General features: G+C 57.1%; 7 protein-coding genes and 7 pseudogenes. 6 read left to right on the top strand and 8 right to left on the bottom strand.

The window, feature by feature from the left end; genetic code table 11:
* Positions 1-663 precede the first annotated feature (663 nt).
* From fdxB to rpoN, 3 genes and pseudogenes are all read left to right on the top strand, one after another.
* Entirely contained in the window at positions 664-957 is a 294-nt protein-coding gene (gene fdxB / locus ACIPSK_RS30110) for a ferredoxin III, nif-specific (RefSeq protein WP_017968979.1), read from the top strand.
* A 17-nt stretch (positions 958-974) separates the two neighbouring features.
* Positions 975-1,295, top strand: a pseudogene (locus ACIPSK_RS30105) (RNA polymerase factor sigma-54); the annotation flags it as partial.
* A gap of 410 nt (positions 1,296-1,705) precedes the next feature.
* Positions 1,706-3,262: an RNA polymerase factor sigma-54 gene (gene rpoN, locus ACIPSK_RS30100; RefSeq protein WP_162118150.1), complete on the top strand. Its 1,557-nt coding sequence runs from the start codon at positions 1,706-1,708 to the stop codon at positions 3,260-3,262.
* Positions 3,263-4,215: 953 nt separating this feature from the next.
* On the opposite strand, the gene ACIPSK_RS30095 is transcribed toward rpoN, so the two are convergent.
* Both ACIPSK_RS30095 and ACIPSK_RS30090 read right to left on the bottom strand, forming a co-directional pair.
* Positions 4,216-4,767 (bottom strand): hypothetical protein, encoded by a 552-nt coding sequence (locus tag ACIPSK_RS30095; RefSeq protein WP_162118153.1) that lies wholly within the window; start codon positions 4,765-4,767, stop codon positions 4,216-4,218.
* Positions 4,768-4,890: 123 nt separating this feature from the next.
* Entirely contained in the window at positions 4,891-5,556 is a 666-nt protein-coding gene (locus ACIPSK_RS30090; protein ID WP_017968985.1) for a transcriptional regulator, read from the bottom strand.
* Between the two features lie 1,752 nt (positions 5,557-7,308).
* Between ACIPSK_RS30090 and ACIPSK_RS30085 the strand changes: the two genes are divergently transcribed.
* Both ACIPSK_RS30085 and ACIPSK_RS30080 read left to right on the top strand, forming a co-directional pair.
* Positions 7,309-7,731, top strand: coding sequence for a peptidoglycan-binding domain-containing protein (locus ACIPSK_RS30085; RefSeq protein ID WP_318026076.1), 423 nt, complete (start codon positions 7,309-7,311; stop codon positions 7,729-7,731).
* Positions 7,665-8,073, top strand: a pseudogene (locus ACIPSK_RS30080) (integrase core domain-containing protein); the annotation flags it as partial. The gene ACIPSK_RS30085 and the pseudogene ACIPSK_RS30080, both read left to right, overlap by 67 nt.
* 70 nt (positions 8,074-8,143) lie before the next feature.
* Here ACIPSK_RS30080 and ACIPSK_RS30075 read toward each other — a convergent pair.
* Positions 8,144-9,316, bottom strand: coding sequence for a hypothetical protein (locus ACIPSK_RS30075; RefSeq protein WP_245268466.1), 1,173 nt, complete (start codon positions 9,314-9,316; stop codon positions 8,144-8,146).
* 500 nt (positions 9,317-9,816) lie between these two features.
* On the opposite strand from ACIPSK_RS30075, the pseudogene ACIPSK_RS30070 reads away from it, so the two are divergent.
* A pseudogene (locus ACIPSK_RS30070) lies at positions 9,817-10,476 on the top strand (IS6 family transposase).
* Between the two features lie 137 nt (positions 10,477-10,613).
* On the opposite strand, the gene ACIPSK_RS30065 reads toward ACIPSK_RS30070, so the two are convergent.
* The 5 genes and pseudogenes from ACIPSK_RS30065 to ACIPSK_RS30045 form a co-directional block, all read right to left on the bottom strand.
* Complete coding sequence (locus ACIPSK_RS30065; protein WP_017968989.1) at positions 10,614-11,474, bottom strand: S49 family peptidase; 861 nt, start codon at positions 11,472-11,474, stop codon at positions 10,614-10,616.
* Between the two features lie 133 nt (positions 11,475-11,607).
* A pseudogene (locus ACIPSK_RS30060) lies at positions 11,608-11,745 on the bottom strand (GntR family transcriptional regulator); the annotation flags it as partial.
* A gap of 983 nt (positions 11,746-12,728) precedes the next feature.
* A pseudogene (locus ACIPSK_RS30055) lies at positions 12,729-12,857 on the bottom strand (DUF2269 family protein); the annotation flags it as partial.
* A 39-nt stretch (positions 12,858-12,896) separates the two neighbouring features.
* Positions 12,897-13,133: pseudogene (locus tag ACIPSK_RS30050) on the bottom strand (helix-turn-helix domain-containing protein); the annotation flags it as partial.
* Positions 13,134-13,171: 38 nt separating this feature from the next.
* A pseudogene (locus ACIPSK_RS30045) lies at positions 13,172-13,562 on the bottom strand (hypothetical protein); the annotation flags it as partial.

Raw genomic sequence — 13,562 nt, 5'->3', positions numbered from 1 at the left:
CACTTGATGCAAATGCTGGCCATGAAAAGCGGCGCTGTTCTCTAGCGAGACTGGATGGCTATGGTTTACCGGAGGCTCTGCTCCGCGCTGAGATTCACGCGATCAAATGCAGTGGTTTAACGGACGACGACATGTGCATCACGCTCGCCGAAACCAACAGGCCGCGAGGCATATCTTCAGTCGTTAGCGGGTTAAACGATCTCGGAATCAGCCAAGCGCATGGAGACACCCGCTCTCGCGAAAGCTGACAAAGCTGCCGCACTGTGGAACCCCTGGCGAAAGGGGACTGGTCCGAAATCCCCAGGTTAATCAGGGCGCCATCGGCCTGGCACGACGAGTGCTAGGACCAACCAGACACAAAAATAAATTCGGTTGGAGCCAAGGGACGTCTGGCCGCTGACATGTAAGTCTCCCAACCTGTGAAGGAGGGGCTATGGCCTCGGTGCTTGAAAATACCCTAAGGCGCGTTTTGGAACCAGCCGGCACCTGGATCTTAATCCTGGTGTACGGCTGAAGAGGAATACCATGGTAGCGATCCGTGAAACCTCTTCACAGGAAAGGCATCCATGTCTCAAACGCCCGTTTCAACGGCTCTGAGCCGACCTTCAAGAGCAATGCTAGATCTGCATTGCGCAAAAAGACCTCGCTGCACAGGAGAACACTATGCCGGATTCATTCGTAAGCCGCGACGGATCTAGATGGCTCCCGGAATATCTGGGCCAGATAGACGCAAGTTGCATTGGCTGCGGCCGTTGTTTCAAAGTCTGTTCGCGTGACGTCATGCACATTCGCGGCATCACTGACTCAGGCGAAATTTTAGGTGACGGTGATGGAGCAGACGATGATGAGGTCGAGCGATTGCTGATGATTGTCGATCACCCCGGCCGATGTATCGGTTGCGGCGCCTGCGCCCGCGTCTGCCCGAAGAATTGTCAGACTCACATCACCTCCGACTAACGGGACCAGGAGTTCCCATGACCTCTGCCAATCTTTTCCTCCGTCAGACGCACCCTTTGGTGCTGATACCGCGACTGATGCAAGCCATCCAGTTGCTGCAGATGACGCGTTTCGAACTCAAGCAGTTCATCACCCTGAAAGTCGAGAAGAACCCGCTGCTCGAATTTTGATCGAACGACGGCGAGATAGGCGACGAGCAGTTCGGCCGCTTGCCGGAGGACGCCAGCGCAGACGATCGTTACGATAACCGCACCGATGCGCGCTCCAGCGAATGGCATGACAATGGCGGCAACGCCAGCACCAGGCGGCTAAGGGACGAACTCGACGCCGATTGCACCATTTCTCCCAATTGACAGGCTAAGTGGCCCTGTCGCGTCTCCGACGAAAGCCTGTAGCAAAGATGTCTAGAGCGGACAACCAAGAGCATGCCCAGTTGGAAAGGCGAGGTTTCTCAGACTGGCATCGCTCTTGCTCGCGGAACTGAGCTTTCAAGCGTTATTGGAGTTCGGAATGTCCAGAGTGATTAGTAGTTCTATGGTCACCAACACGGCACCTGAGAGTAAGCGCTCGCCTACCTTCAGACAAGCCATGCCGATGAACCAGCGTTCGCCGAAAATGGGGGATCCTCCGATGGAAGTAATCGCTCTTGTAGGCACACTGCTCTTCTCCGTCTCCCTTGCCGCCTGTGGGGTGCCTTTCAATAGTCCGATCCTTGAGACAACGTTTTCCTAGCGGTCAGGAGGTTTCCATGGCTTTGTCCGCCAAACTAACCCTGCGCCAGACCCACTCCCTGATGATGTCACCGCAACTGATGCAATCCATCCAGTTGCTGCAGATGACTCATTTTGAACTCACCCAGTTTATCGCCCTGGAAGTGGAGAAGAACCCACTGCTCAATTTCGCGAACGACGGCGAGGCGGGCGGCGAACGTGGCGATGCCGAAGATGGAGAGCATGCTCATCAGCCGGAGGATGCCGGCGCGGATGATGGCACCGACAATCGTGAGGATCCGCTCTCCAGCGACTGGTATGACAATGGCGGCAGCGCCAGCACCAGCCGGCTGAACGACGAGCTCGACGCCAATTACACCAATGTCTTTCCTGACGACGGTGCCCCGCAGCGCCTCGATGCGCCGGAGCTCGTCAGCCAGTGGAAGTCGATGCCGGGCAGCGGCGAGGGCGCCGACTACGATCTCGACGATTTCGTCGCCGGCCAGGTGTCGCTGCGCGATCATCTCGCCCAGCAGATCCCCTTCGTCCTGCCTGACATGGCCGACCGGCTGATCGCGCAGAATTTCGTCGACCAGCTCGACGACTGCGGTTATCTGCAGGCCGATATCGTCGAGGCGGGCGAGAGGCTGGGCACGAGCCTCGCACAGGCAGAGCGCGTGCTCGCCACCCTCCAGAGCCTCGATCCGCCGGGTGTTTTCGCCCGCAGCCTCGCCGAGTGCCTGGCGATCCAGCTGAAGCAGAAGGACCGATATGACCCGGCCATGCAGGCTCTGGTCGAAAATCTCGAACTGCTTGCCCGGCGCGATTTTGCCACGCTGAAGCGGCTTTGCGGCGTCGACGAGGAAGATCTTCTCGACATGCTCGGCGAGATCCGCCAGCTCAATCCCAAGCCCGGCAGCGGTTTCGAGGCGGGTATTTCCGAAGCGATCATGCCCGATGTGGTCGTCAGAGCCTCCTCGGACGGCGGCTGGCTGGTCGAGCTCAATCCGGATGCGCTGCCGCGCGTGCTGATCGACCAGTCGTATTTTTCCAAGGTGAAAAAGGACGGGGAGGACCACGCCTTCCTCTCCGATTGCCTGCAGAGCGCCAACTGGCTGACGCGCAGCCTCGATCAGCGGGCAAAAACCATCATGAAGGTGGCAAGCGAAATCGTCCGCCAGCAGGACGCCTTCCTGCTGCATGGCGTCGACTATCTGCGCCCGCTGAACCTAAAGACGGTCGCCGAGGCGATCAAGATGCATGAATCCACAGTCAGCCGCGTCACGTCGAACAAATATATGCTGACGCCGCGCGGCCTCTTCGAACTCAAATATTTCTTCACCGTCTCGATCAGCGCCGTCGCCGGCGGTGACAGCCATTCGGCCGAGGCCGTGCGTCACAAGATCCGTGCGCTGATCCTGCAGGAGAGCCCGGAGGCGGTGCTTTCCGATGACGATATCGTCGACATGCTGAAGAAGGACGGCGTCGATCTCGCCCGCCGCACGGTTGCGAAATACCGGGAAGCGATGAACATTGCCTCTTCGGTGCAGCGCCGCCGCGAGAAGCGGGCGCTCGCCAAGGTCGCTGGTTTCTGAAGAGACGCCAAGGGTGCCTTCTTCGAAGGCACCAATCAGACGGTGGTTGCAGAAGGAGAACACACAGTGAAGAGCTACCATTCCAGATCACGTTCCCTCCACCTTGGTGAAGGACTTCAATCTGTTCACATCTCCGGCATGGTGCCAAGGGCAAACGGACTTCCACACGCAGCCGTTGCTCGCGTCCGTGGAGAGCCCGACATTTTTCTTCCACCTGCAACACGGGACCGGTTGGCGTCGTGGCTGATCGCCCGCGCCTGCCCCCGGCGCAAGGTGTTAGAGAATGTCGAATCCTTTTCGGCCATGCGACATCTTCTCCTCCGCACTCGGCGAAGACTGGCAATGATCCCGCTCGAACTCCAGCCGCATAATCAGCATCTTTTGCGCGCTCGGATACGCAGTTCTCCCCGAGGGGTACAGAATTGGAGCGGACCGTCCGTAAGCAAGCAAGTGTGATCGTCAATCTGATCGTGCGGAGCTCGGGCTGTGACTTTCATGAGGTACTTCGCTCTTCCACAACGTTTATTTGGGCTTTATGGGGTTCTCGAACAACAGATCCGACATCCTTATTGGGATGCCGAGTGCTTCCCGGCCATAGCGCTAAGCGAACGGAAGCGGCTCGGTCTATCGTGAATTTATCGAAGAGTCGGCAGCGATGCGCCTCAAAGAGCCGCGGATTCCATGACATTCGTCTTTGGGCCGGTCGAGAGTCAATATCTGACCAACGACGAAGTCGGGGAATCCGCGTTCTCTTTCAATTGCCGGGCTGAATCCGGTCGTTGCCGCGCCCGGCCTTGATTTGGCTTATCTCGCACGCCATCTGGAAAATTGGGAGTCGCTGCGGAGAGAGCCAAACCGGATCTTAACAGCAGTTGAGGAATGGTGGGACGCCTCTCCAACCGTTCGGGTCCATGTAGCCACGAATATGCCGGCCCCGGATCTAATGGACGCGTTCACCGCTCAAAGCGCTGCAGCATCCTCTTTAATTGTGTGTTCTGTATTTGAAGCTTGCGCGCCAGCTGATCCCGGAGCAGCCTAATCTCTTCATCAAGATTGATTGCCTCTTCAAAAGTGGCAGAAACAGTCAGAGACGGTGGGAGAACAACCGCGATCTCTTCCACTTTCGTGCGCCGCATGCTGCGCTTTCGCGTTTGACCACCGCCAACTCGAGAGATCTTCGGTGCGGCACGCGCGGCTGTATTGGCCACATCGGGCAAAGCCGCATCAGCCGCTTCCGCCGACTTTGCGTCTTCGATGCCTGCGCGATCATCAACAGCGCTTGCCGCTTTGTCGGGATGATCCTGGTCGACTGACGCCACGGCGGAATGACTTGCAAAAACTGGCTTTTCGTCGGCCGAACGGTCTGTGGTGCCCAACTCGTCTTTGGTTGCTGTTTCAGCCGGCTCCGCGATGGCCAATACGTCCGGCTTCACATCATCGGTCGAGCCCTTCTGCTCGCGTCGACGAGACACCAGCCCAGTAAGAAGTTTCCATGGGGACGCCATATTAATCGACCTCGGATTCTGCTGCGCATGCAAACAGCGAGCAAAAACGTTGGCGGCAGAACGAACCGCCGCCAAATCTTCACTTCTACCAGCACAAGAATGCGGCCATCGCTTGGCCGCCTTCTACATCTCGAGGTTGAGTCGCTTTCGCAAATCGGCATTTTCAGCGCGGAGCTTCTCCGCCAGCAGCTTGCGCAGTCGTTGATTTTCCTCTTCGAGCTGCAGAAGATCGGCAAACTCATCAACTGCAGCCACCGACGGTACGGTCGCTGCCTGCACCGCCCTCGGAGCACGTTTGATAGGCGCACGCCTGGCGCTTGTCGCACCTTCGTCCGACTTTGCTTTGCGTCCTCTCCTCTGCTTTCCGGCGGTGGCATTCGAGGCCACAGCCGGCTGCAGAGAAACGGCTACTGCGGCCGTTTCAGGCACAGCCTTCTTGGCGCGAGGTTTGCGCGTTTTTTTCGGCACATCGGGCGCCGCGGCGGCCGGCGTGTCAGCATTGATCATCGTAGCGTTTTCGTCGGCCATTGTGGTCTCCTGTAAAGCCGATGCATTTGTCTCCCGCCCGACCGGCAGTGTCAATAACGGCCCGGCCTGTTCTTCTCCGGATACAAGCATCTCACTGCTTCTTGCCTGCGGAGTTAATGCCATAAATGGCATTGCCTCATCCTGCAGATCTTGAGCAACGGACTTCAGATCGGTGTCTCCCCAAATCGAGTTCGGTTTGGAATTGAGTTTTCGCCGATCTGATTTGTACTCGACGGCAAAGCTGCGCTGGACTTTTTTCACTTTAAGGAAGCCTTCTATCTGCGATAATGTCTCGGCGAGATTTCGCCAATGCTACTTGCCTCTGCAAATACCGACTCCCGCGTCGCCGGTCCAGACCCTTGGAGACGCTCACCCCAATGCTACTCATCACCGAGATCCTGGACCTTGAAATTTAGCAGGACATCATTCGCCGGACGTCGGAAAAGCTGCTCCACTTGGGGGGTGGTAAAACGTATCCCGCGATAGATGATCTTGGTCATAGGCGCGTGTTGGGTGAGCTTGTCCCAGAGCATCCTACACGAGTCTGCTCGGACGGTTGTGTGAGGCGCCCCGATTACATCAATCTCCGGGCGATCGTGGATACCTCCTTCGCCCTTCCTTGTCGCCCTGCCCATGAACTTCTACTTCATCGTGCTGTGCATCTCTCGCCCTTCGAACGGAATAGTCCGAAAGTCAAAAAGGCCGAAATGCCATAGCAGCTACTTGGCAACCGGCCACCATGCCTAGACTAAAGAGGAGCTTGTTCGATAGTAGTGTCCGAAAAGCTAAATATAGCGCTAAACCGATTGCCCGCTTAAGCGACACAAGCAGCGAACAGTCAAGGTCAACCATGACACCTTACCCTAGGAGACATAAGCATGCTGAGGAAAGACTCGGTACAGCGCTTCAATAAATGACTGACGCAATCCACGACGTACACAAATCCGCTATTGACGTCGATATCAGTACCCTCACCATACACACGCCGCGTGGCCCGATGGTGCAAGTCGACCTCAAGACGTTCCACGCCGTCAGTGTTGCGATTGGTGGAGGAATAAATGCGGTGAGATCGCTCGTTGATCACCGTGCTGCGATGATCGCGTGGCTGGGTTCCATCATCACGGTCGGCAAGCTGACGCGCACGCGTCTCTTCAGAGCAAGGGTGGGACGAGTGACTTCGGGCGCTAGCCAATTCATTCGCGCCAGCCGAGTAGGCGGAAGCGTCCAGCCCCGCTGAGTCTGAAGCCTGGATGGCCCTATGCACTGCAAGAGCGTTGAACGGCTTCCCATTGAGCGCGTCCTGTACCTCGGCGAGCTGCTGCAGGCACCCTCCTTATGGCAGCTGTGAAACGACTTCAGCGCGACGAGTGTTTCAAATTTTGTCTAAAACTCCTAGAGCGGCCGCGGTCCTTCGTATCTTTGAAGCATCAAAATCCTAGCGACACCACTGCCTAGGACGTCATCCCTGCAAGGATGAGGTCGGAGTATTTTTAACCGAGGCGGAACAGCACGGCACTTACCCCTTCTGGTGCACGGGATCCCTCGGCGTGGCGCTTAATCATCATCCATGATCTCACCAGGACTAGCCAACAGCGTTTTCGGTTGGGATGGCGTTGACGACAATCAACTTACGACATCGTCACCTTTGTCGGCTTCACGACACACGTTCTTCCCCCCGATTAAGTTTTTTCGCCCACCTAGCTGAAATTGCAGTTGTTCGTCAGTTTCATCAGCGCGCAAGTAAGATCTTCTTCAGGCACGATTGATCGGCGCAATGTGAAAGAAATCGTCATCAAATGCGTCAGACCCAATGTTCGGTACTGATTGACAATGAATCTGAACGCCGAAGCTGATAACGACTTTTTTGGACTTTGCGCCAACAGAATAGAAAAGTTGTAGTGACCTGTGCTGCGGGAGGGCCAAGAGCAGTGGCGCGTCAACCCAGCGGTGTATAGTCACCCGTCTCGGGGTACGAGTGACGTGACGCTGCAAGCGAAATTCTCGACATTGGCGATGGAGTGCATGTTGTGCGCGATCTCGACAGGGCAGGCCTACGCCGAAATCGGGCCGGTTCGTGACGTCCAGAAGGCGCTTGCCGATCACGGTTTCGACGCCGGCGCGCCAGGGATCTGGGGATTGAAATCCGTCGCCGCGCTCAAGGGGTTTCAGCGGGCTCATGGGCTCACGCCTTCCGGCGTCGTGACCCAGGATTCGCTGAAGGCGCTGTTTCCGAGTTCGGTTGCCGATGCGCAGCTTGCCGCGCTGCCGGCGGGCGTGGTTGCTGCACCCATCGTGCCTTCGGTCGATCCAAAGCCTGAGGTCGTTCCTTCCGAGCCGGTGAGCCTTTCGCCGCAAGTGTCGCCGCCGGCTCCCGCCATTCACCCGTGCTTGATCGGCGCCACAGCTATCAAGGTGAAGATGTCGGGCAAACCTTGAATGGTTGTGCCCGACCGGCGGCTATCCGAGGAAGATCCGTGTCGAACAGGGGACGGAATTTGTGTCACGTGATCTCGACGTTTTGCCTATGCCAAGGGATGGCCTTGGACTTCTCCCGTCCAGGCAAGCCGACCTAATAGTGCATTCGTTGAAGCATTTAGCGATCGCTTCCGAGCCGTTGGTCTGATCCAGCATTAGTTCCTGACACTTGCGCATGCCCGCCAAAAGATGGTGGGTTGGCGTAGATGTTACAATGACGAGAGGCCTCATGGTGCCATCGGCAATAAGGGTGCCGATCCTACTGATGAATCGGGAGGCGCAACCAGCCCACTCCGTGAATGAAGCCGGAAAACTCCAGCCTCCCGTGGCCCGACGTTTGGGATTGGTTCACTTTCTCGTGGCAGGGCCGGTATTAGTCGCCGATTGCAAATCGGGCAATTGACCAGATGAAATCCGTCTGCATGGCAACGGCGGCCTGGTCGAGCTTGCCGGGATTGGTCCAGAACCAATTCGGATCCGGCGCGCCATTCGGACTGCAGGAACGGGATGGATTGGGACAGAGCGCCGGGATCGGCGGATCGACGAATCCTGCTGGCGTCGTCATTATTCCCTTTGCGTTGACGGCGGCACGCGCGTGGCAGGTGATGCAGGACGAAGTGTCGGTGAATCCGGCCTCCGTTACCGAATTGCCAAGATGCGTTGGCAAGCCGGTCGCCGTGACGAAGTCGATCTGGCTGCCCTTCAGGCAGTAATGTTCCCACACGGGTGAAAGGCCCGCAGAGCTCAGCATGGCTTTCAGCGCGTCGTTCTTTGCACAGTCGCTGTAGCGCCGATCAAGGACCTCATTCGCCTCCACGTCGGCGACAACCGCACCATAGGCATCATGGCATCCGGTATAATCGCAACGGCCTGGATTGTTCTCGTGCTCGAAGGTTGCCCAGGTCCAGTTGGGCAGCACCTTACTAATGATATGCATGGCGGTTAGAGCGTATTTCTTCCCGTCAGCTGCCTCGCTGACATAATAATCGGAGCTATCGACCTCATCGGCGGGTACCCAATTTGTCTTGACTTCCATGGCGCCGACAGGAAATGAGATCGGCCGGCCGGCATTATAGAAGGATCGCAGACCGGCCTTGGTAAAGAGCTGGTTGCAGACGATGTAATCGAAAGTCGTCTGGTTGCGGCGAACTTCTTCGCTCCCGTCGGGCGACACATGCGGGGCACGACGCGTCCGAGCCGGCTGCTGGAGGGCTGGAACACTCAGTATTTTTGGGCTGGCCACGGGGGTGGCGATTTCCGCCGCTCCAACGACCGCGCCCGATGGGTTACAGGGTGAGTCACCCTTGGCGCCCGGAAACACCGGGTGCGGGGTAAATGTGTCTTCGTTCGAAGCCCATGTTTCGAATAAAATCTTGCCGGGCGCGACCGGGGTAGCAACATGAGCTAGCAAACGCCAAGACGTCTCGTCCGGCCTGTTTATTGCCAGGTTGGCATCGACCGGATGGGCGAAGCCGTCGAAGGGTGTGGGCGCCAACACATAAGCTGCCACCGTTGCAAGTAATCTGGAAATGGCGACGATATTCATGCTGTTCCCTGGCTCCGATCGAATGTAGTTTTTGTGTCTGGGTCGGTCCTAGCACTCGTCGTGCCAAGCCGATTGAGTGGTGATTAAGTCGGGGATTTCGGACGACTCCACTTTGCCATGGGGTCCAGAGTGCGACAGCTTTGTCCGCTTTGCGACACGGGTGTCTGCATGCGCTTGGCAAGGTGCAACACCTGCGAGATTGTTTCATCGTCGCAAACGAGCGAAGATATGCCTCGCAGCCTTGTTGGTTTCCGCGGCCGTGATGCACATGTCGTCGCGTCTGAAAACCACGTTTGTTCGCGTGAACGTCAACCCGAAACAGTGCCTCCGGGTAAACCATAGCTATCCAATTTCGCTAGACCACAAAGCGGCTTTTCATCCCAGCATTTGCATCAAGGGCACCGTAAAGCTAACCGACGGCTGATGAAGATGTGCGTACATGTGCCATGTCATAAGTTGCTCGTGACCCGCTTTATCGTCGCCACCGCTTTACTGCTGAGATCATTGCGCACGCGGTCTGGCTCTACTTTCGCTTTCCGCTCAGCCTGCGCATGGTTGAGGACATGCTGGCGGCCCGCGGCATCATCGTCACGCATCAGACCATTCGAAGCTGGGCGGAGAAATTCGGACGGCATTTCGCCCGGCAGATCAAGCGACGCTCAGCCGGCTGCCTGGGCGACAAATGGCATCTCGACGAATGTGTGGTGGCCATCAATGGCGAGAAGCAGTGGCTCTGGCGTGCCGTCGATCAGGACGGCTTCGTCCTCGAAGTACTGGTGCAAAGCCGCCCAAAGCCAAGGCGGCAAAGCGTCTGATGCGTAAGTTGCCGAAGGCTCAAAGGTGGACACCACCTGATCACCGACAAGCTCCGGGTCCTATGATGCCGCCAGGCGCGACCTCATGCCCGGTGTGAACACTGGTCGAATAAAGGCCTCAATAATCGATCGGGAAATTCGCACCAGCCGACCCGACGACGCGAAAGGACCATGAAACGCTTCAAGTCGGCACGCCAGCTTCAGCGGTTCGTTTCCATCCATGATCCGATTGCCAACCCGTTCCACTTTCCCCGTAATACGCCGTCATCGGCTCAACATCGAGACGACCTGCGTAACGCCGCCATGCAAATCTGGAACAAAATCGCGTGTGTCGCCGCAGCCTGACAGCCGTCCCGGCCAGCTATCGCTGCATCAATCCGCTGATAACTTTACAGTGCCGACGACAATCCATAAGAACCAAGGGGCGATGTCAATCGCGCCTATGTGTGGCGTCCACCACCATGGACCGGCACCGCAAGCCTTCAAAGCCCGAAACGGCTCCACAATGCTCTTTCTTCAGCCGCTTCCACAAGCCCCATCGTAAGACCGGACGCCGCGCCCTCGAGTGAAACAGGCGACACGCCCGGAATTCGGCGGCCGAACAGGCCGCGGCCGGCGGTAACGAGCTCCAGCTTGGTCTTCTGGCCGTAGCGCCTCTTCAATTCCTGGCGCATGTCGCCGAGGCCATCGATGAGGCCGAGCTCCAGGCCGCGCGTGCCGCTCCAGAACAGGCCGGAAAACACCGCCGCATCGTCCCTCAGCTTGCCGGCGCGACGCTCGCACACCATGGATATGAAGACCTGATGGATTTGGAGCTGCAGGCTCTTCAGGTATTCGATATCCTTTTCCTTTTCCGGCTGGAAAGGATCGAGGATCACCTTGTTTTCGCCGGCCGTATAGACGCGCCGCTCGACGCCGATCTTCTTCAAGAGTTCGGGAAAGCCGAAACCGCCGGAGACGACTCCGATCGAGCCGACGATGGAGGTGGCGTCGGCAATGATCTCGTCGCCGGCAAGCGCGATCATGTAACCGCCGGAGGCGGCGACATCTTCGACGAAGACCAGAACCTTCTTCTGTTTCTCGCGGGCAAGCTCGCGAATGCGGGTGAAGATCAGGCGCGACTGGACGGGCGAGCCGCCCGGCGAATTGATGGAGATGGCGACCGCCGGCGCGTCCTTCATGGCGAAGGCCTTTTCCAGAACCGGAGAGACATTGGCGAGATTGAGGGTCGGCCGGAACTGGCCGCCGCCGCTGATAATCGCCCCTTGCAGCCGGACGACCGGAATGGTGATGCCGTCCTTCCGGAACCGTTTCGGCAGCAGTTTTCTCAAGAATCCGGCCATCTCTCATCCTTCGCTTCGGGTCGCGCGATCCTCACCGCAACGAAAGTCCGCATCTGCCCCCGTTGGGCTGGCTCTCAATTTTGTGCTATATCACGAGCTCCACGGCGGCCGAGTTACCCTTGTGAATCCACTGTTGCTCCGGCACACGGCAATGAGCGTAGAGCAATTGCAGAATATCATCGTAAGCAATGTCCGCCTTCGCAGGCTCTGGTTCAGTAGAAAAATTTGTATCAGGCCCACCACGTCGGAGTGCGTTCTTACAGCAAGGCAATTGATAGTTTTCCTCTCGGTGTAGGACGTCAAATATTTTCGGTTCTCGATCGAAAGAGCACGCGTTTCGGCACGATCGAGATAGCCGACGTCCATTACAGCCGCGGTCGGCTGCTATGGCATGCTGTCGCCGCTGGCTTTAAATGCCATTGACCGGAGGTCGCGGTCACGTTCCCAAGTAGGGGGCCGACCTTCATTTCTGGCACTTCAATTCTGGCGTCGGGGTGTTAGGTCGTGTCATTTAGGCCTCTTGTCGCTACCCGGGGCACACTCCGGCCTCTCGTGTGCCACATCTAGACGGCACCTTGGCGTAGATCAATATACAACAATAATATATTTTTTGATATACATGAGTGCTACGCTCGAATGCGATTCTGTATTTTGGTTTTCTTCGAAAAAAACAGAAACGTATAGTTCGTTCATGTATTCATACAACTATCGCAGACTTTGTCTCAAGATCGGTAGTTGGCCCGTGGGAAAGTTTGCAGCGATTATGTTCGCGTACCAACCTGTCGAGCAGCCCGATGAGATTCCCCTCTTGCTAGACCACCCGACAAAGTAGGTGGATAGATTAGATTCTCACCTCGAAGGTGATGACCAATACAACATAACACCGCAATGGAAGTGTAGGCGTGATCATGTGTCTGCGGCTTAACGGTTGGCGAGATAGTTGCGGGGGATGAACGCCTCTAACAAGCGCCTTGTCCAGACGTCGATGAAACAACGTGACATCCCCGATGAAAGCTTTCGCGGAATGGGAAGTCGCTGAGCAAGAGATGATCGCCGCATCCTGAAGTCCATGGAATGGGCGGAAAAGACCGAGCACCGAGCATCTGAGCGTTACGAAGCGCGCCGTGGCCAAATCAAGAAGGAATATCGATTATCTCGACATGCAAGGAGATGGCGCGCGCGATCGAAAGCACTGCGATGCCGTCGCCGGCCCTATCCCTGAGGCGGCTTTCTTGCGCTAGACTATAGACCAGGGTACAGGAAATCAGCAGTCACCACGATGCGATCGATGGCGGCCGTGATTGTGGCATTGCCGGCGCGATGCGCGACCAACATGAAGAAATCGATGCCCGCGCCAGTCCCGACCAGACTAACACTCGTCACCGAACTACTCGCAGAAGATTCTCCGGCCGCATGCTCATATCAATTCAAGAGCCGGGCGACCGCTTCACTCGTCGTGGCGACGGTGAGCTTCCGGCGTGCGGAAGCGAGATAGAGCTGCACCGCACTCACGGAAATCGACAGGCGAGCGCAGATCTGCTTTGCCATTAGGCCGCTGGCCGTCATTTCAAGACATTGCAGCTCGCGGCCCGATTGCGCAAAGTTCGCAGTTTTTCTTAAGCCCGACGGAATCATGGCCCTGTCGTGGAGATAGTGGGCAAACACTTAGAGGGACAAAAATACCGGACCGAAGAATCCTAAGGCGTGTCACGAAGCGGACAAAGTTGACGACGATGGCACACATGTCGTGTTGCTCCTGAAGAGACAGCAGAGCGTAAGCGCCAAGGCCGCAAGTACTTCTTGGCCGAATGAGCCGCACTTGATGCAAAAGGGCACTGGAAAGGGGCGCGGTGCTCTAGCAAATCGTTGGTGGTGAAATCGCAGCAGGCGGCGTTGCTCTCGTCGTAAGCCACTGTGCTTCCGACCGGCTGGTAGCCCATCTTCACGAAAAAGATTTGCTCCGGTATGCAGTTCATGACGGCATTGGGGACAGGAGCGACGAAGCTCGAGAGTATGACCGCCTGATTGTTGTTCAGTGCGACGACGCCGCAATAGAGTTCGGGATGCGGCAACGGCGTATAGGAAGGC

The sequence above is a fragment of the Rhizobium sp. LARHSG275 genome (genome assembly GCF_052871115.1).
This window is presented reverse-complemented; position numbering and strand designations above follow the sequence as displayed.